At 63.8% G+C, this 16,643-nt stretch carries 16 protein-coding genes; 9 read left to right on the top strand and 7 right to left on the bottom strand.

Going from position 1 to position 16,643, the window contains the following annotated elements:
- Positions 1–35: 35 nt before the first annotated feature.
- The gene (locus AB7M33_RS28135; protein ID WP_027593985.1) at positions 36–1,319 is read right to left on the bottom strand and encodes an arsenic transporter; all 1,284 of its coding nucleotides are present in this window, start codon (positions 1,317–1,319) and stop codon (positions 36–38) included.
- 240 nt (positions 1,320–1,559) lie between these two features.
- Between AB7M33_RS28135 and AB7M33_RS28130 the strand changes: the two genes are divergently transcribed.
- From AB7M33_RS28130 to AB7M33_RS28110, 5 genes are all read left to right on the top strand, one after another.
- Positions 1,560–3,800 (top strand): TonB-dependent siderophore receptor, encoded by a 2,241-nt coding sequence (locus AB7M33_RS28130; RefSeq protein ID WP_454244179.1) that lies wholly within the window; start codon positions 1,560–1,562, stop codon positions 3,798–3,800.
- Between the two features lie 176 nt (positions 3,801–3,976).
- Positions 3,977–4,264 (top strand): hypothetical protein, encoded by a 288-nt coding sequence (locus tag AB7M33_RS28125; protein ID WP_027593983.1) that lies wholly within the window; start codon positions 3,977–3,979, stop codon positions 4,262–4,264.
- A complete protein-coding gene (locus AB7M33_RS28120) occupies positions 4,261–5,781 on the top strand; it encodes a PepSY-associated TM helix domain-containing protein (RefSeq protein WP_454244178.1) in 1,521 nt (506 codons plus the stop codon). The genes AB7M33_RS28125 and AB7M33_RS28120 overlap by 4 nt, the downstream gene beginning before the upstream one ends.
- On the top strand, positions 5,778–6,110 hold the full coding sequence (locus tag AB7M33_RS28115) for a DUF3325 domain-containing protein (RefSeq protein WP_454244177.1): 333 nt from the start codon (positions 5,778–5,780) through the stop codon (positions 6,108–6,110). The genes AB7M33_RS28120 and AB7M33_RS28115 overlap by 4 nt, the downstream gene beginning before the upstream one ends.
- Before the next feature lie 87 nt (positions 6,111–6,197).
- Positions 6,198–6,737 carry a histidine phosphatase family protein gene (locus AB7M33_RS28110; RefSeq protein ID WP_454244176.1) on the top strand — a complete coding sequence of 180 codons (540 nt, stop codon included), beginning with the start codon at positions 6,198–6,200 and terminating at the stop codon, positions 6,735–6,737.
- Between the two features lie 12 nt (positions 6,738–6,749).
- On the opposite strand, the gene AB7M33_RS28105 is transcribed toward AB7M33_RS28110, so the two are convergent.
- Complete coding sequence (locus AB7M33_RS28105; protein WP_027593979.1) at positions 6,750–7,535, bottom strand: sulfite exporter TauE/SafE family protein; 786 nt, start codon at positions 7,533–7,535, stop codon at positions 6,750–6,752.
- A 121-nt stretch (positions 7,536–7,656) separates the two neighbouring features.
- The gene (locus tag AB7M33_RS28100; protein ID WP_454244175.1) at positions 7,657–8,262 is read right to left on the bottom strand and encodes a helix-turn-helix domain-containing protein; all 606 of its coding nucleotides are present in this window, start codon (positions 8,260–8,262) and stop codon (positions 7,657–7,659) included.
- A 115-nt stretch (positions 8,263–8,377) separates the two neighbouring features.
- Between AB7M33_RS28100 and AB7M33_RS28095 the strand changes: the two genes are divergently transcribed.
- The 3 genes from AB7M33_RS28095 (at position 8,378) to AB7M33_RS28085 (ending at position 11,133) form a co-directional block, all read left to right on the top strand.
- Entirely contained in the window at positions 8,378–9,514 is a 1,137-nt protein-coding gene (locus AB7M33_RS28095) for an NAD(P)/FAD-dependent oxidoreductase (RefSeq protein ID WP_454244174.1), read from the top strand.
- 12 nt (positions 9,515–9,526) lie between these two features.
- On the top strand, positions 9,527–9,904 hold the full coding sequence (locus tag AB7M33_RS28090; protein ID WP_454244173.1) for a RidA family protein: 378 nt from the start codon (positions 9,527–9,529) through the stop codon (positions 9,902–9,904).
- 164 nt (positions 9,905–10,068) lie between these two features.
- Positions 10,069–11,133, top strand: coding sequence for a YkvI family membrane protein (locus AB7M33_RS28085; RefSeq protein ID WP_099429949.1), 1,065 nt, complete (start codon positions 10,069–10,071; stop codon positions 11,131–11,133).
- A 79-nt stretch (positions 11,134–11,212) separates the two neighbouring features.
- Here AB7M33_RS28085 and mcpA read toward each other — a convergent pair whose 3' ends face one another.
- Complete coding sequence (gene mcpA / locus AB7M33_RS28080; RefSeq protein ID WP_027593974.1) at positions 11,213–13,099, bottom strand: methyl-accepting chemotaxis protein McpA; 1,887 nt, start codon at positions 13,097–13,099, stop codon at positions 11,213–11,215.
- Positions 13,100–13,240: 141 nt separating this feature from the next.
- On the bottom strand, positions 13,241–14,119 hold the full coding sequence (locus AB7M33_RS28075) for a LysR family transcriptional regulator (RefSeq protein ID WP_454244172.1): 879 nt from the start codon (positions 14,117–14,119) through the stop codon (positions 13,241–13,243).
- A 101-nt stretch (positions 14,120–14,220) separates the two neighbouring features.
- Here AB7M33_RS28075 and AB7M33_RS28070 point away from each other — a divergent pair, with 101 nt between their 5' ends.
- Positions 14,221–14,649, top strand: a complete 429-nt coding sequence (locus AB7M33_RS28070; RefSeq protein ID WP_027593972.1) for a PACE efflux transporter — start codon at positions 14,221–14,223, stop codon at positions 14,647–14,649.
- A 51-nt stretch (positions 14,650–14,700) separates the two neighbouring features.
- On the opposite strand, the gene AB7M33_RS28065 is transcribed toward AB7M33_RS28070, so the two are convergent.
- Positions 14,701–15,765, bottom strand: a complete 1,065-nt coding sequence (locus AB7M33_RS28065) for a hypothetical protein (protein ID WP_454244171.1) — start codon at positions 15,763–15,765, stop codon at positions 14,701–14,703.
- 188 nt (positions 15,766–15,953) lie between these two features.
- Positions 15,954–16,634, bottom strand: a complete 681-nt coding sequence (locus AB7M33_RS28060; protein ID WP_027593970.1) for a GntR family transcriptional regulator — start codon at positions 16,632–16,634, stop codon at positions 15,954–15,956.
- Between the last annotated feature and the right edge of the window lie 9 nt (positions 16,635–16,643).

The raw sequence follows: 16,643 nt of genomic DNA, 5'->3' as shown, positions 1-16,643 counted from the left end.
AAATTATCGCAGGTCAACCCCACAGGCCGGGGCGCCTAGATACTCAATCGCACCGCCAAAGCCGCCAATGTCACCAGCAACACCGGCACCGTCAGCAACACCCCGACCTTGAAGTAATACCCCCAGCCGATGCTGACCCCTTTGCGCGCCAGTACATGCAGCCACAGCAGCGTGGCCAGGCTGCCAATCGGGGTGATCTTCGGCCCCAGGTCACAGCCAATCACGTTGGCGTAGATCATCGCTTCGCGCACCACGCCTTGCGCCTCGCTGGCATGGATCGACAGCGCACCGATCAGCACGCTGGGCAGGTTGTTCATCACCGACGACAACAGCGCGGCAATCAGCCCGGTACCGAGCGAAGCCGCCCATACTCCATGGCCGGCCAGCCAGTTCAGCACGCTGCCCAGCGAGTCAGTCAGGCCGGCATTGCGCAACCCGTAGACCACCAGGTACATCCCCAGTGAAAACACCACGATCTGCCACGGGGCTTCGCGCAGCACGCGGCGTGTGGAAATAACGTGACCACGGGCAGCGACGGCGAACAGTACGGCCGCGCAGGCCGCGGCCACGGCACTGACCGGGATACCCAACGGCTCGAGCACGAACAGGCTGGCCAGCAACGCCAGCAGCACCACCCAACCGACACGAAACGTCGCGCGGTCTCGGATGGCCATGGCTGGCAGCTTGAGCTCATCGGTGGCATAGCGCAGCGGGATATCGCGGCCAAAGTACACCCTCAGCACCAGCAAGGTGGCTGCCACGGCCACCAGGTTCACCGGCACCATGACCGAGGCATAGGCGTTGAAACCCAGGCCGAAGTAGTCCGCCGAGACAATGTTCACCAGGTTCGACACCACCAGTGGCAGGCTCGCAGTGTCGGCGATAAAGCCCGCACCCATGACGAAGGCCAGGGTGGCGGCGGGCGAGAAGCGCAGCGCCAGCAGCATCGACATGACGATGGGGGTAAGGATCAACGCCGCGCCGTCATTGGCGAACAGCGCCGAAACAGCGGCCCCCAGCAGTACCATGAAGGCGAACAGGCGGCGCCCGTCACCTCCCGCCCACCGCGCCACGTGCAGCGCCGCCCACTCGAAGAAGCCAGCTTCGTCCAGCAGCAGGCTGATGATGATGAGGGCGATGAACGTCGCCGTGGCGTTCCAGATGATGGCCCAGACCGTGGGGATGTCGTGCAGCGACACCACCCCGCACACCAGCGCGAGCACGGCGCCCAAGGTGGCGCTCCAGCCGACGCCCAGGCCTTTGGGCTGCCAGATGACCAGGGTCAGGGTGAACAGGAAAATCAACGCGGCTGGGAGCATGAACACAAGGTCTCGAAGGGCCAAAGAAGCCGCCACAGAGTAGGGCAAGCACGGGTGTTTCAGCAAAGTTCCGTTACAAACATGTAAGTTTCGTAAATAAGATTTAAACTCATTTGAGAATCACTATATTTACCACCCCTGTTGGCCTCCACTTTGTAGTTGCGAGGCCGGTGGGCGAGGGCTCGCCGGCTTCCTGGCAGGGATGTGCCTTTTCGCTCATGAATCGCAGGAGATGTACCGATGCAATCCAGACCTTCACCCAACAGCCTGGCCCTGGCGTTCGTTGCGTTGGCCTCGCCGGCCATGGTCGCGACTGCCGCCCAGGTTGAAGAGCAACGCGCCGGTGGAGTGCTGGAGGTGCCTGCTGCGCAAAGCGCGCTGGTCATTCAGGACACCCTGGTCACCGCCGAGCGCGAAGCGCGGCAGGCGCTGGGTTCGTCGATCATCACCGAAGAGGACATCAAGCGTCATCCCCCGGCCAATGACCTGTCCGAACTGATCCGCCGCGAACCGGGGGTCAACCTGACCGGCAACAGTGCCAGCGGTGCGCGCGGCAACAACCGGCAGATCGACCTGCGCGGCATGGGGCCGGAAAACACCTTGATCCTTATCGACGGCAAGCCTTCGAGCGCTCGCAATGCGGTGCGCTATGGCTGGAACGGCGACCGCGATACCCGTGGCGAAACCAACTGGGTGCCGGCCGAAGCGGTCGAGCGCATCGAGATCCTGCGCGGCCCGGCTGCGGCGCGTTACGGCTCTGGCGCCATGGGCGGGGTGGTCAACATCATCACCAAGCGCCCGACCGATGAGCTCAAAGGCAGCGTCAGCCTGTACACGCAGATGCCCGAAGACAGCGCCGAGGGGGCCAGCCGCCGTACCAACTTCAACCTGGGGGGCGGCCTCACCGAAAACTTGGGTTTCCGCCTGTACGGTGGCCTGGCCAAGACCGACGCCGACGACCTGGACATCAACGCCGGCCATGCCAACAGTGCGCTGTCGGCCGGCCGCGAAGGCGTGCGCAACAAAGACATCAACGGGATGCTGAGCTGGAAACTCAACGACGAGCACCGCTTTGAAACCAGCGCCGGCTACAGCCGACAAGGCAACATTTATGCTGGCGACACCATGAACAGCAACGGCGGCAGCAATGTCGATCTGATCTCCAGCCTGTATGGCCACGAGACCAACGTGATGCAGCGCAACACCTACGACCTGACCCACCTGGGCGATTTCGCCTGGGGCACCAGCAAGACCACGCTGGCCTACGAGTACGTGCGCAACTGGCGCCTCAACGAAGGCTTGGCCGGGGGCCCGGAAGGCGCGATCAACGACAGCGGCGCCGCCATGTCGCGGCTGCGCAATACTCGTCTGAGCAGCGAAGTTAACCTGCCATTCGCCATGGGCAGCACCGAGCATGTATTGACCCTGGGTGGCGAGTACCTGTACGAGTCGCTCAACGATCAAGGCTCGTTCCGCCCGCAGAGTTTTGACCCCAGTGGTGGTGGCAACGACGCGATCAGCGGCTTCGACCGCAGCAACTCGAAGATGACCGCCAAGAGCTACGCGCTGTTCGTCGAAGACAACATCATTGTCGGCGACACCACCGTCACCCCAGGCCTGCGCTTTGACCACCACGAGACCTTCGGCGACAACTTCAGCCCCAGCCTTAACCTGTCGCACAAGCTGACCGAGGCGCTGTCGGTCAAGGGCGGTATCGCCCGCGCCTACAAGGTGCCGAACCTGTATCAGTCCAACCCCAACTACCTGCTCTACAGCCGTGGTAACGGTTGCAGCGTGCAGCAGACCAACTCGGGTGGTTGCTACCTACAGGGCAACGCCGACCTCAAGCCAGAAATCAGCGTCAACAAAGAGATCGGCCTGCTGTACGACCGTGGCACCTGGCGCACCAGCGCGACTTACTTCCGCAACGATTACAAGAACAAGATCATCGGCGACACCGATGTGCTCTACACCATCAACAGCGGCCGCCGCGTGACGCAGTGGGAGAACGCTGGCGAAGCGCGCGTGGAAGGGATCGAGGGCAACTTCTTCATCGAGCTGAGCCCGACCCTGGACTGGAACACCAACCTGACCTGGATGCTCGACAATGACAACCGCGAGACGGGCGAGCCGCTGTCGGTGATCCCAGAGTACACGGTCAATACCACCCTCGACTGGCGCGCCACCGACAAACTGTCGTTCCAGGTGGCAGGCACTTACTTCGGCAAGCAGAAGTCGCCGACCTACAACTACCGCACCCAGGAAAGCTACGACCAGGAGGCGCAGCAGGATGTCGAAGCCTACGGCCTGGTGGACGTGAGCACAGGGTACAAGTTCAACGCCAACTATGACGTGCGGGTGGGGGTGAACAACGTGTTCGATAAGCAGATCCTGCGCGGTGGCAATGCCAGCAGCTCGGGCGCCAACACTTACAACCAGCCGGGTCGGGCGGTGTTTGCTTCGTTGAATATCACCTTCTGATCCCGGGGCCGCGGTGCGGCCCAATCCCCCTGTAGGAGCAGCCTTGTGCTGCGAAGCGGTCGATGAAAGCCTCGCGAATCTTCGCAGCTATCACCGGCCTCTTCGCAGCACAAGGCTGCTCCTACAGGGCGATCGGCATGCGCAGCAGCCCACCCAAGACCCTCGAGGAGCTTCCGATGATCCAAGCCCCCGCCTGGCTGCAGATCTTCTCCCGCAGCACCGCGGCATTGCTGGGCGGTTACGCGTTCAGCTACGCCGCCAGTGCCTGCCTGGCCCGGTTGCTGCCGCTGTCGTCCGCCGACGCGGTCATTGTCGCGACCCTGCCAGCCTTCATCTTCTATACCGGCGCAATCCTCTGGGCCTTTGCCAGCCGTGATGCCGTGCGTGCCTGGGCGCCGCTGGTGCTTGCTGCACCGCTGGCACTGATCGGCTTCTGGCCGCAGGCACTGAGGTGGCTGGCATGAAGAATACCTTCACCCAATCGATGGCCTGGTTGCACACCTGGGCCGGGCTGATTTTCGGCTGGCTGCTGTTTGCCATCTTCGTCACCGGCACCCTGGCGGTGTTCGACAAGGAGCTCAATCACTGGATGCAGCCGGAGGTCCCGGCAACCGAGGTGTCCCAGGCCGACGCCGCTCGGCGGGCCGTTGCCTATCTGCAAGCCCACGAACCGAAGGCCGGCAACTGGGGCATCAGCCTGCCCACCGAGCGTTCGCCCGGGTTGCGGGTGTCCACCGGCGAACGTCGCCATGGCGGTGGCGTGCAGCTCGACCCGCGTACCGGCGAGGCCATCGAGGTGCGTGACAGTGTCGGCGGCAACTTCTTTTTCCGCTTCCATTTCACCCTCGACTTGCCGCGCAACTGGGGCATCTTCGTGGTCGGTGCGCTGGCGTTGGTGATGCTGGCGGCACTGGTCACGGGCATCGTGATCCACAAAAAGATCTTCAAGGAGTTCTTCACCTTCCGGCCCAACAAGGGCCAGCGCTCATGGCTGGACTTTCACAATGCCAGCGCCGTGCTGTTGCTGCCGTTCCACCTGATGATCACCTACACCGGTTTGGTGATCTTCATGCTCATCTACATCCCGGCAGGGGTCGATGCATTGTTCGAAGGCGACAGCCGCGCGTACTTCCAGGCGCAGGGCAATGCCCGACTGGAGCAGCCACGGCAACTGGCCAGGCAGCCGGGCGAACTGGTTGATGTGGCGCCGTTGCTGGCCCAGGCCGAGGCGCGGCTGGGGCCGATTGGCGGCTTGAACATCCGCAACCCCAACACCGCAGGCGCGCGTATTGAAATCCGCCCCGAGCTGGGCAACCGGATCGCCCTCGCCAAAGGCCAGGCGATGGTCTTCGATGGCGTCAGCGGCGAGCTGCTTAGCGATGTGCCTGAGTGGCGTGCGGCCCCGCTGACCCAGCGGGTGATGGTCGGTTTGCACTTTGCCCAGTTCGGCGGCTACCCGATGCGTTGGCTGTACTTCATTTGCGGGGTGGTCAGTTGCGTGATGATCGCCAGTGGGCTGGTGCTGTTTTGCGTCAAGCGTGGGCGCAAATATGCCAGCGCCACGGCGCAGCCTTCGGCGCGGCGCTGGTACCGGGTAGCCGAAGTGTGCAATGTCGGCTTCGTCAGCGGGTTGTTACTGGCCTGCGTGGCCCTGCTGTGGGCCAGCCGCTTGTTGCCGGTTGAGCTCGTGCAACGGGAAAGCTGGGAGGTGCGCGTGTTCTTTGGCACGTGGCTGCTGGCGCTGCTGCACGCGGGGGTGAGGCCGGCACGGCGCGCCTGGGTCGAGCAATTGCTGTTGGTGGCGCTGCTGTGCATCGGCTTGGCCGCGTTGGGTGGCATGGCTGACGCGATGCGCCTGGGTGTGGTGGCGTGTGCGATGGTGTTGGGCGTGTTGCTGGGGCTGGTGGCTTGGCGGGTACGTCAGGCTGCGTGGGCGCCGCAGAAGACCAGGGCAGGGCGAAGCGTGGAGGCGGGCGCATGATGATGTGGGTTACAGGCGGTATGTTGTTTGCCTACGTCGGGATGCTCGCGTTGTGCCAGGGCTTGGAGCGGCATTACAAGCAAGTCTGGAATCGGCCCTGCCCACGTGGCCTACGCCTGGGGTTGCGAGGGGCAGGGTGGCTGGCGCTGCTGGTCAGCCTGCTGCTGTGCGCCCAGGCCTGGGGTTGGGCCATGGGGCCGGTGGCGTGGTTCGGGGCGCTGTCGCTGGCAGGGATGCTGCTGGTGATGCTATTGCCCTACTGGCCGCGGCTGGCCGTCGGCTTGTCGGCGGCAGTGCCGGTGTGGGGTGTGATGTTGCTGCTGGCTTGATCCGCACAGGCCAGGCGCATTTCGTCGCGCAAAAAAAGTGGCGGCATGCTAAACCATCCGCTCCCGCCTGCCATGAAGAGAGCACCGGTGAAAGCCGTTCGCCTGACCCTCGTTTGCCATGCCCTGACCCACGCGCAGAAGACCGGCTGCCTGCCCCGGCCGGAGGACGGCATCCTGGCGCTTGAGCAACCGCCCGTGTCAGCTGGGCCTGCCGTGCAGGTGCTGAGTGCGCCGGAGCGGCGGGCCTGTGAGACAGCAGCATTTTTATCGGCGCAAGCACGGGTCGAACCGGCATTGGCGGATTGCGACCTGGGGTGTTGGCAAGGCTTGTCGCTCAAGCAGTTGCAGGCAGCCCATCCACAGGCGTTGTCCGAATGGCTGGAAAACCCCGACAGCACACCGCATGGCGGCGAATCGTTCGCCCAGCTGTGCCAGCGCGTAGCGGTTTGGCTGGCGGCGTTCGACACGCCGGGTGAATGGCTGGCGGTGACTCACCCCATGGTCATCCGCGCCGTACTGGTTCAGCTATTGGGGTGTCCGATGAGCGCCCATCAGCGCATTGATGTGCTGCCGCTATCGTGCCTTGAACTCAGCTTCGCCGGGCAGTGGCGTCTGCGTCTGGGTTGATAGCGGTGGTGGTCAGAAGGCCAGTTTGTAGCCGATCAGCAACAGCATCGCGGCCAGGCACGGGCGCAGCACGCGGTCGGAAATCCGCCCGGTAAGGTGGCTGCCCATGTAGATACCCGGCAGCGAACCGAGCAGCAGGTAGCCCAACAGCGACCAGTCCATGTTGCCCATGCCGGCGTGGCCCAGGCCCGCGACCAGGGTCAGCGGTACCGCGTGGGCGATTTCGGTGCCGACCAGGCGGCGGGTCACCAGGAACGGATAAAGCAGGAACAAGGCCACGGTGCCCAATGCGCCAGCGCCGATGGAGGTCAGGGTGACCATGACGCCCAGCACGACGCCGGTGAGCACGGTCAGCGTGTTCAGGCTGCGGTCACTGAGGTGATAGTGGTCACCGGCATGACGGCTGGCGAATGCCTGCAGGCGCGATTTGAACAGAATGGCCAGTGCGGTGAGGATCAACACCACGGCCAGGCCTTGTTTGATGATGGCGTTGAGCGCCGAGGTGTCGGTATGCAGGGTGCTGAGGAACCACAGGGTGAGTGCGGCGGCGGGCACGCTGCCCAGGCTCAGCAGGCCGGTGATTTTCCAGTCGATGTTCTTGTTGCGGGCATGCACCCAGACGCCACTGGCCTTGGTGATGGCGGCATAGAGCAGGTCGGTGCCGACAGCAGTGGCCGGGTTGATGCCAAACCACAAAAGAATAGGGGTCATCAGCGAGCCGCCACCTACGCCGGTCATACCGACGATGAAACCCACGACCAGCCCGGCAAGGGTGAAACCGAAAGAACCTACATCCATACGCTACTCGACTGCCCAACTTTGCCCGTTATCGGATGGAAGCCAGCATATAGAATTTTTAATAGCCAAATAGACTAGTTCGTTATTAGGTTATAACTGCGTGGTGCCTGTGCGGCACCGCTCAGCGGTCCGTCATGACCACCATCACCTGCGCATCATCGCCGTCTTCGCTTTCCGACAGGTAGATATGCCCCACCTGGCTATTGAAGTAGGCCGTCTCCTGCGGGCCGATGCTGACGGCTTCACCCGTCTCGAACTCGATGCGCACACGCCCGCTGAGCACCAGTGCAAACTCTTGGCCTGGGTGGCGGATAAAGTCGTCGAACTGCCCGCGTTCGCGGGCGATGATGCGGGCATAGGCGGGTGTCATGCGCCGCTCGGGGAATGCACCGGCGATCGGGTGGTAGTCGTAGGTACCCGTCGCGTAGCCCGCCACCGCGGCCAGTGAATCCACCACCACGGTGACCGGCACCGGCGTATCCGCCGTGCCGCTGGCACGGAACAACTGCGCGATATCGACATTCAGCGCGCGGGCAGCGGCGGCCAGTTTTTCGTAACTCACCGATACCTGGGCAAGCTCCATTTTCGACAAGGTCGACACCGGCACGCCGCTGGCTTCGGACAATTGCTTGAGGGTCAATTGGCGCGCCTTGCGCACTTGGCGCAGGCGCCTGCCGACGGCGGCGCGGTCTAGCAAGGGCAGTGCATCGGGACGGTCATCGGGCATTCGGGGCACTCGGCATACGGCGTTGGTCGGGCATATTACCTTGGACCCTTGCGCATTTCTAAATTCTCATATATTAGAATTCTCATAAATGATAATTATCGAAGCAGGAGCGTGCATGAACCCGATCTACGACACCCTGATCATCGGCGCAGGCATTGCCGGCGCCTCCTTGGGTTATCGCCTGGCTGGCCAGCAACGGGTGCTGCTGCTCGAGCGCGAGTCACAGCCGGGCTATCACTCGACCGGGCGCTCGGCGGCCATGTTCATGGAGGCCTACGGCACGCCGCAGATTCAGGCACTGACCCGTGCCAGCCGAGCGTTCTACGAAGCGCCGCCCGCAGGCTTCTGCGAACACCCTTTGCTTGAGCCGCGCGGCTGCCTCTATGTCGCCAGCCATGAACAACAGCAACTGCTCGAACAGACCCATGCGCAGAACCTGGCCAATGGCACCGAAGTCAGCCTGCTCGACCGCGACGCGGCGCTGGCGCTGGTGCCGAGCCTGCGGCCCGAGGTCGTGGCCGGCGCGGTGCTGGAGCCAGGCGCCATGGACTTGGATGTACACGCGCTGCACCAAGGGTTTTTGCGCAGCTATCGGGCTGCCGGGGGTGAACTGCGCTGCAACGCGGAATTGGCCAAGGCCCGCTTGCTCGATGGGGTATGGCAGGTGGAATTGAGCGATGGCAGCTGTGTCCAGGCTCATCAACTGGTCAATGCGGCAGGTGCCTGGGCCGACCGCGTCGCCGAGCAATGCGGCGTGGCGCCCATCGGCCTGCAGCCGTGCCGCCGCAGCGCGTTTACTTTCCCCGGCCCCGCCGAGCAGGACTTCGCCCGCTGGCCAGCGGTGATTGGCGTTGACGAGAGCTTCTATTTCAAGCCCGACGCCGGGCAACTGCTCGGCTCGCCCGCCAACGCCGACCCGGTCGAACCCCAGGATGCCGCGCCCGAAGAGCTCGATGTGGCGTTGGGCATCTACAACATCGAAGCCATGACTACGCTGACTATCCGCCGCCCAAGCCACAGTTGGGCCGGTTTGCGTTCGTTTGTTGCCGATGGCGACCTGGTGATTGGTTTCGATGCGCGCATGCCTGCGTTTTTCTGGCTGGCGGCGCAAGGTGGCTATGGCATCCAGTCGGCCGCGGGTGCTTCGCGCCTGGCGGCTGACCTGCTGCTCGGCCAGCCGCTGTGCCCTAGCCTTGTCAGCCAGGGGGTGGCGCCTGAACGCTTGTCCCCGGCACGTTTCCAGCAACCCTGAAAGGAGCTTTTTATGAGCAATGAAATCCAGCGTTTTCCCAGCAGCCTGCCATTTCCGTTTTCCCGTGGGGTAAAAGCCGGCGGCTTCCTGTTTCTGTCTGGCCAAGTACCGATGAGTGCCGGCGGCGAAGTGGTGCGGGGTGATATCCAGACCCAGACCCGGGCAGCCTGCGAACGCATCGTCGAGAGCCTGGAGGCGTGCGGGGCACGCTTCGACCAAGTGGTGAAAGCCACGGTGTGGCTGTCGGACATGAGCCACTTCGCCGGCTTCAACGAGGTTTACAAGGAATTCTTCGGCGCCGCCTTGCCGGTTCGTTCGACGGTGGCCTCGGCGTTGGCGCTGGGGGTGGATGTGGAGATCGAGGTGCAGGCGTTTATCGGTCAAGCGTAACCGTTCACTGATCCAGCAGGAAATTGTAGGCGCCGCCTTGTGCTGCGTAAGGGGATTGCCCATGGCATTGCTGTGGTGCTGCTGGCCTCTTCGCAGCACAAGGCTGCTCCTACAGGGGTTCTTTGCCGCAGTGACACACAACAACAATAAAACCAGAGGTTCACATGCAAGAGCAGCTGAAAATCGCCGGGGCCTTCGTTGGCGTGATCGTGGGGGCGGGCTTTGCTTCGGGGCGGGAACTGTTGTTGTTCTTTGTCGATTTCGGGGTGTGGGGGCTGGTCGGCGCGCTGGTCAGCGCCGCCTTGTTCACCTTCCTCGGCATGGCCCTGGCGGGCTTGGGCAACCGGCTGCGGGCCACATCGCACAAGGACGTGATACAGGCCATCTGTGGCCGTCACCTGGGCCTGTTCGTCGACTGGCTGATCACCTTCTTCATGTTCGCCGTCACCGTGGTCATGCTGGCCGGTGGGGGGGCACTGCTGGAGCAGCAGTTCGGCATCCCGGCGTTGACCGGCAGCGTGCTGATGACGGTCGTGGTGGTGGGCATCGTGTGCCTGGACGTGCGCAAGGTGATCCTGGCCATCGGCGCGATCACCCCGTTGTTGATCCTGGTGGCGTCGGCGATTGCACTGTACGCAGTGTTTACCCGCGAGCAGAGCTTTGCCGACCTCGATCACCTGGCGAGCCAGCAGCAGGCCGGTACCCGTCATTGGCTGTTGGGCGCGTTCTTGTATGTGTCCTACAACATCGTTGCCGGTGCGCCGATCCTGGCCATTCTGGGGGGCTCGGCCAAGGGCGAGAAGACTGCGGTGTGGGGCGGGTTGCTGGGCGGTGCAGCGCTCGGTGGCTTGATGTTGGTGATGAGCGCCGGGCTGTTGTCGCGCCTGGACAGTGTTGCCGATCTGCCGATGCCGATGCTGTCGATTGCCAATGAGGTATCGCCGCTGTTGGGGCTGGTGATGTGCCTGATCATTTTCGGCATGATCGTGAACACGGCGGTGGGCACTATGTTCTCGTTCCTTTCGCGGCTGTTGCCGGCGGGCACGGCGACGTTTCGCTGGGGCTCGGTGGTGACCGGGGTGGTGGCGTTTGGCTGTAGCCTGGTGGGGTTCATCAGCCTGGTGGGCGAGGTGTATCCGCTGTTTGGCTACCTGGGTTTTGTGCTGATGGCGGCGGTGTTGCTGGCCTGGGTGCGGCGGGGTAAGGCGGTAAAAGCGGTGGTGGTGTAGCGGGGTTGCTGCGCAGCTCATTCGCGGGCAAGCCCGCTCCCACAGGGGTGTGGAGAGGGCTTGCTGGCGAACGTGACAGTTAGATTCTGAAGCTGCCCACCAGCTGCTTCAATCGGCCAGCCTGTTGGGCCAGCTGATCGCAGTGCAGCAGTGTCTCGTTGAGGTTCTCGACGCCTTGCTGGTTGAGGGCGTTGATCTGGGTGATGTCCAGGTTGAGGCTCTCGACCACGGCAGTCTGCTCTTCAGTGGCAGTGGCCACCGACTGGTTCATGCCATCGATCTCGCCAATGCGCTGGGTCACGCTGGCCAGGCGCACACCGGCCTGGTTGGCCACCTGCACGGTCTGTTCGCTGGAGACCTGACTGGTGTTCATGGTATGCACCGCCTCGCGCGAGCCCACTTGCAGGCTGGTGATCATGCGATGGATCTCTTCGGCCGACTCCTGGGTGCGGTGCGCCAGGTTGCGCACCTCGTCGGCGACCACGGCGAAGCCACGGCCGGCTTCACCGGCACGCGCGGCTTCGATGGCGGCGTTGAGCGCCAGCAGGTTGGTCTGCTGGGAAATGCCTTTGATCACATCGAGGATCTTGCCGATTTCGTCGGTGCTGGCGTTGAGCGTTTCAATCTGCGCGCACGATTCGCTGATGCGCTGCGACAGGGCGGTCATGGCACTGATCGCTTCCTCGACCACTTCGCGGCCACCGTGGGCCTGCTCGCTGGCGCCGCTGGCATGCTGCGAGGCGTCGGCGGCGTTGCGCGCGATCTCTTGGGTGGCAGCGCCCAGCTCGTTGATGGCTGCCGCCACACTGTTGGTGCGCATGCTCTGTTCTTCGGAGCCGGTGATCGAAGCGTTGGAGGCGTTGACCACCTTTTCCGACAGGTCATGCACCAGTCGCGTGGCCGACGACACTTCACTGATCGAGGCATGGATGCGTTCAACGAACCGGTTGAACGACATCGCCAGTTCGCCGAACTCGTCCTTGTTCTGCACGGCCAGGCGGCGGGTGAGGTCACCTTCACCTTCAGCGATGTCGCGCATGGCACGGCCCATGGTGGTCAGCGGTTGCATCAGCACCGGGATCAACAAGCCCAGCAGGCCGGCGATGGCGGCCACGGCGATGAGCATGGCGATGATCGCCGAGGTGCGGAATTGGCTAAGGGCGGCGTAGGCCTTGTCCTTGTCGATCGACAGGCCGATGTACCACTGGGCCGACGGCAGGCCGTTGACCGGGGCAAAGGAGATCAGGCGGTCCTGGCCATTGAGGGTGACATCCTGCATGCCCGAGGCGACGCGCAGGCCACTGCCGGGGTAGATGTCCTTGAGGTTTTTCATCACCTGGTCTTTGTCCGGGCTGACGATGACCTGGCCATTGCTGTCAGCAAGGAAGGCATGGCCGATGCCGCCGAAATCGACCGAGTTGATGATTTCGACCAAGGTGTCGAGGGTCACGTCGCCGCCGACCACACCGATCAGTTCACCGTTGCCTTTGCCCTTCACGGGGGTGGCAATGGTGACCATCAAGCCGCCGACGGCGCCTTGGTAAGGTGCGGTCAAAACGGTCTGCCCGGCGCTTGCCGCGGTGCTGTACCACGGGCGTTGGCGGGGGTCGTAACCGGCGGGCATCTGCGCGTCCGGGCGCTGGGTGAATGCACCGTTGGCCTGGCCCAAGTAGGTGAACAGGAAATTACGCGTATAGGACGGTTGCTCGACCAGGCCGTTCAGGGTATCACCGGCGCCTTGCTGGCCGATGTCCTGGGCCAGGTTTTCCAGCACCAGGATGCGCCCGCTCATCCAGTTCTGCACGCTGCTGGCGGTCAGTGCGCCGGATTGCTGCACCGAGGACTCGATATTCTGGCGAATGGTGTTGCGTTGCAGGTAGTCGTTGTAAAGGGTGAACAGGGCAAAAGCCAGGACCACGACGCCGCACGCGCTGAGCAGGATCTTGTGGCGAAATTTCAGGTTCATGTTTCGAGACCTTGAGCCAATCAGGGGGGAGGGCATAGCGCACTCATGACGCGCTACGCCCTGTCGTCTGGCTATCGGCTTGAGGGGTAAAAAATTGAAACACTTAGCGAAATTTCTTTAGGCCGTTTCGACGAACGGCATTCAGCGTTTACACAGCTGTTCGATCAACAGCCGCGCCGCCTGGCGCAGCGGGTGCTGCTTGCGCCATAGGATGTGCACGGGCAACTGCAGTTCATTACGGGTATTGCGAAAATCCAGCCGCACCAGCCGCCCGGCCGCCAGCAGCGGTGCAATGCGCGAAAGCGGCAGGTCACCCCAGCCGAGGCCGGCCTCGACCATCTGCAGGGCGACGTCGAAGCTGTCGGTGGACCAGTGCGTGGCCCCGATCAGGGCGCGCGGGTCGGTCAGCGGCAGGTCGCGGCTGCGCACCAGGATCTGGCGCACATTGATCAGGTCTTCAAGATAGTGAATGCGTGCGTCGAGCAGCGCCGGATGGGTGGGTGACAGGGTAGCCACCAGCGACTCCATGCCGATGTACTGGAAGCCGCGACGGGCATCGACCTGCAGGCCGGCGAAGGCCACGCAGAGGTCGGCGCGGCCACTGTCGAGCAAGTGCAGGGCTTCTTCCTGGGGGGCGCTGAGCAGCGCGATGTCCAGCAGCGGGTAGCGCTCACCGAGCTGGGCGATGGCGCTTAATAGCGGGCGATGGTCGACGTCGGGGACCACCGCGATGGTCAGGCTGCTCTCAAGCCCCTGGGACAACTCCAGGGCATGCACCTGCAGCAGCCCGAGCTGTTCGGCGATCAACCTGGCGTGGGGTTCCAGGGCCAAGGCCTGGGCCGTGGCCCGCACTTCGCGCGGGCCACGTTCGAACAGGTTGTAGCCAAGCTCTGCCTCAAGGTTGCCGATGGCCATGCTCACGGCCGACGGCACCCGGTGCAGGGCGCGTGCGGCAGCGGAGAACGACCCGCGGTCGAGCACGGCGAGAAACAGCTGAATATTGTCGCTGGAAAAGTTCATGGCAGCCTCCTGTCAGTTGATCTGACAGCTGCTGACTTTTACTGTCAAGAAGATTGAAGCATGCTCGCCCCATCGTTTTTTGACTTTGGAGGTAAACCCAGGTGCAGGGGCTCAAACGCAAACTGGTCTATGTGACTTTCTATGAACTGATCGGGTTGTGCATGTCCACCCTCGGGCTGGCGTATCTGTCAGACACCCAGGCTTCCCACACCGGGCCATTGGCCGTGATGATCACCACCATCGCGATGCTCTGGAACCTGATTTACAACACCCTGTTCGAGCGCTGGGAGGCCCGCCAGGCCAAACGCGGGCGCAGCGTGGCCCGGCGCGTGGCGCATGCCATCGGTTTTCAACTGACGTTGGTGGTGTACCTGATTCCGCTGATTGCCTGGTGGCTGGACATGAGCCTGGTCGAGGCGTTTCTGGTGGACCTGGCGTTCATCATCCTGGTGCCGTGCTACACCTTTGCCTACAACTGGGCATTCGACCGGCTCTTCGGCTTGCCCACCTCGGCGCTGGCCACTGCCTGACAGGTTGCTGAAACGCCCCTTGTGCTGCGAAGAGGCCCGCACAAGCAACCCCTAAGGCGGCAGGCGTATCAACAAAGGCGCCTGCCGCTGTTCCGCCTGCGGCGCTATCGGCTGCTCCACCGGCCGCGGCGCACTGGCCAGCAAACTGTCCTCGACCTGCCCCGACAGGTAATACACCCCCGCCATCGCCCCGCTCTGGCGGTTCTCCATCAACTCCTGCCATTCCTGGTTCAGCGCCACGTTGAGGATCACCCGCAACTGTTCGACCATCTGCGGTTGTTCACGGCCGTGGGTGATCATGCCGTACCCGGTTGCCGCCACCGAGATCATCGCCCCAGCCACCTTGCCCACCGCAGAGGCCACGGCACTGGCGATGCCGCGTGGGGCCAGAGTGGCGCCGAGCTTCTCGCTGGCGCGGGTGGCCACCGACGACAGGCCCACGTCGGTCTGCCCCGGGCCTTTGCTGGCTTGTTGGTGCAAATGCTCACGCATGGCTTGCCAAGCCGGTTGTTGGTCCAGCGACTTGGCCCGCAGCAGTTGGTAGAGGCTGGCGTTGCGTGCAGCGGGCGGGCCCAGAGCGATGGCGGGTATCCGGTTGAGGCGCTGGCTGAATTGCTCAGCCGGTGCGTTGTAGCGGGCGATGATGCCAGGCAGTTGCTGGCCGAACAGTTGCACGTACAGTTCACAGGCGCGGTCGCGAATACCCTCGGGGTTGATCTGCTCGGCCACGGGCTCGATCACCCGTTCGTGGTACTGCTCCTGCAGGTAAAGCGCTAGGCGTTTTTCTGCAGGCTCACGGCCCTCGCCACTGTCGATCTTGTACCAGGCGACCTTGAGGGTCAGCCATTGTTGGGTCCAGTAGCCGGTGAACCAGGGGATGAAGTCGCTCTCGGTGCGTTGCTGCACCTGCTCCTTCCACACCCGCATCGAGCGGCGGGCGTAGTCGTTGGCCGACCCGGCGGCACCGACCGAGGCCTCGATCAGGTCCTGGTCGATGCGCTGCCAGGCAGCGGGGGTGAGCACGGCGGGCGGTGGCGGGGCGGGCGGGCGCTTGCTCGCACAGCCGCCGAGGGCCAGCAACAGGCACAGTAGCAGTAAGGGGGTACGCGAGCTCACGCGGCCGCCTCCCTGGGTAGAGGCTGGGGTGGTTTCTCGAGTATAGAGAGATCGCTGCCAGTAGGAGCGGCCTTGCGTCGCGAAAGGGCTGCGAAGCAGCCCCAGGATTTCAGCCTCGCCGAAACATTGCAGGGGGCCGCTTCGCAGCCCATTCGCGACGCAAGGCCGCTCCTACAACGGCGAAAAACTCAGCCCAGGTCGAGCTTGTCTTGCAGGCGGTCCAGGTGCTCGTGCATCAACGCCAGCGCTGCGGGGGCATCACCTGCCTCGACCGCATCGATGATCGCCGCATGTTCTTCCCAGGCACAGTGGTCGCAGCAGGGCGACTCATAGCGGGCGATAATCAGCGAGGTCATCGGCACCAGGCCGTTGAGAAACCGCGCCAGTGGCGCGTTGGCGGCGACCTGCGCGAGCTTCAGGTGAAACTCGCCGCCCAGGCGGATGGCCGCGCAGCGCTCACCGTTTTCGTGGTGTTGGCGCTCCCGCTCGACCAGCAGGCGCAACTGGCGGATCTGCGCCGGCCGGGCGCGTTGCGCGGCGAGGGTGATCAAGGTGGTTTCGGCCAGGCGCCTGGCACTGAGCACCTGGCGCGCCTGGTCGGGGTCGGGTGCCGCCAGGTGCGCGGTGTGGCTGGGGCGCTGAACCACCACCTGTTGGTCCGACAGGCGGCCGAGCACCCGGCGTATCACCGTGCGGCTGACACCAAAGGCATGGCCCAAGGCCTGCTCGGGCAGCAGTGCACCCGGCGGCAAGCGCTGTTCAAGGATTGCGTCGAACAGCCGTGGGTAGATCTGGTCGGCCGACAGGCGAGTCTCGCCGGCGGCGAGCAAGGCAGGCAGGCGGGGGGCGGCGTGGGCGCAGGCGGTCATGGTCGCTCT

It is taken from the genome of Pseudomonas sp. Y3 TE3536 (assembly GCF_053629175.1).
Note: the sequence above shows the minus strand (reverse complement) of the source record. Positions and strands in the feature narration are given on the sequence as shown.

What these genes read in the sequence shown, in the direction of transcription:
- AB7M33_RS28135 (WP_027593985.1), bottom strand. Translation starts at nt 1,319, where the DNA reads ATGCTCCCAGCCGCGTTGATTTTCCTGTTCACCCTGACCCTGGTCATC.
- AB7M33_RS28130 (WP_454244179.1), top strand. Translation starts at nt 1,560, where the DNA reads ATGCAATCCAGACCTTCACCCAACAGCCTGGCCCTGGCGTTCGTTGCG.
- AB7M33_RS28125 (WP_027593983.1), top strand. Translation starts at nt 3,977, where the DNA reads ATGATCCAAGCCCCCGCCTGGCTGCAGATCTTCTCCCGCAGCACCGCG.
- AB7M33_RS28120 (WP_454244178.1), top strand. Translation starts at nt 4,261, where the DNA reads ATGAAGAATACCTTCACCCAATCGATGGCCTGGTTGCACACCTGGGCC.
- AB7M33_RS28115 (WP_454244177.1), top strand. Translation starts at nt 5,778, where the DNA reads ATGATGATGTGGGTTACAGGCGGTATGTTGTTTGCCTACGTCGGGATG.
- AB7M33_RS28105 (WP_027593979.1), bottom strand. Translation starts at nt 7,535, where the DNA reads ATGGATGTAGGTTCTTTCGGTTTCACCCTTGCCGGGCTGGTCGTGGGT.
- AB7M33_RS28100 (WP_454244175.1), bottom strand. Translation starts at nt 8,262, where the DNA reads ATGCCCGATGACCGTCCCGATGCACTGCCCTTGCTAGACCGCGCCGCC.
- AB7M33_RS28095 (WP_454244174.1), top strand. Translation starts at nt 8,378, where the DNA reads ATGAACCCGATCTACGACACCCTGATCATCGGCGCAGGCATTGCCGGC.
- AB7M33_RS28090 (WP_454244173.1), top strand. Translation starts at nt 9,527, where the DNA reads ATGAGCAATGAAATCCAGCGTTTTCCCAGCAGCCTGCCATTTCCGTTT.
- AB7M33_RS28085 (WP_099429949.1), top strand. Translation starts at nt 10,069, where the DNA reads ATGCAAGAGCAGCTGAAAATCGCCGGGGCCTTCGTTGGCGTGATCGTG.
- mcpA (WP_027593974.1), bottom strand. Translation starts at nt 13,099, where the DNA reads ATGAACCTGAAATTTCGCCACAAGATCCTGCTCAGCGCGTGCGGCGTC.
- AB7M33_RS28075 (WP_454244172.1), bottom strand. Translation starts at nt 14,119, where the DNA reads ATGAACTTTTCCAGCGACAATATTCAGCTGTTTCTCGCCGTGCTCGAC.
- AB7M33_RS28060 (WP_027593970.1), bottom strand. Translation starts at nt 16,634, where the DNA reads ATGACCGCCTGCGCCCACGCCGCCCCCCGCCTGCCTGCCTTGCTCGCC.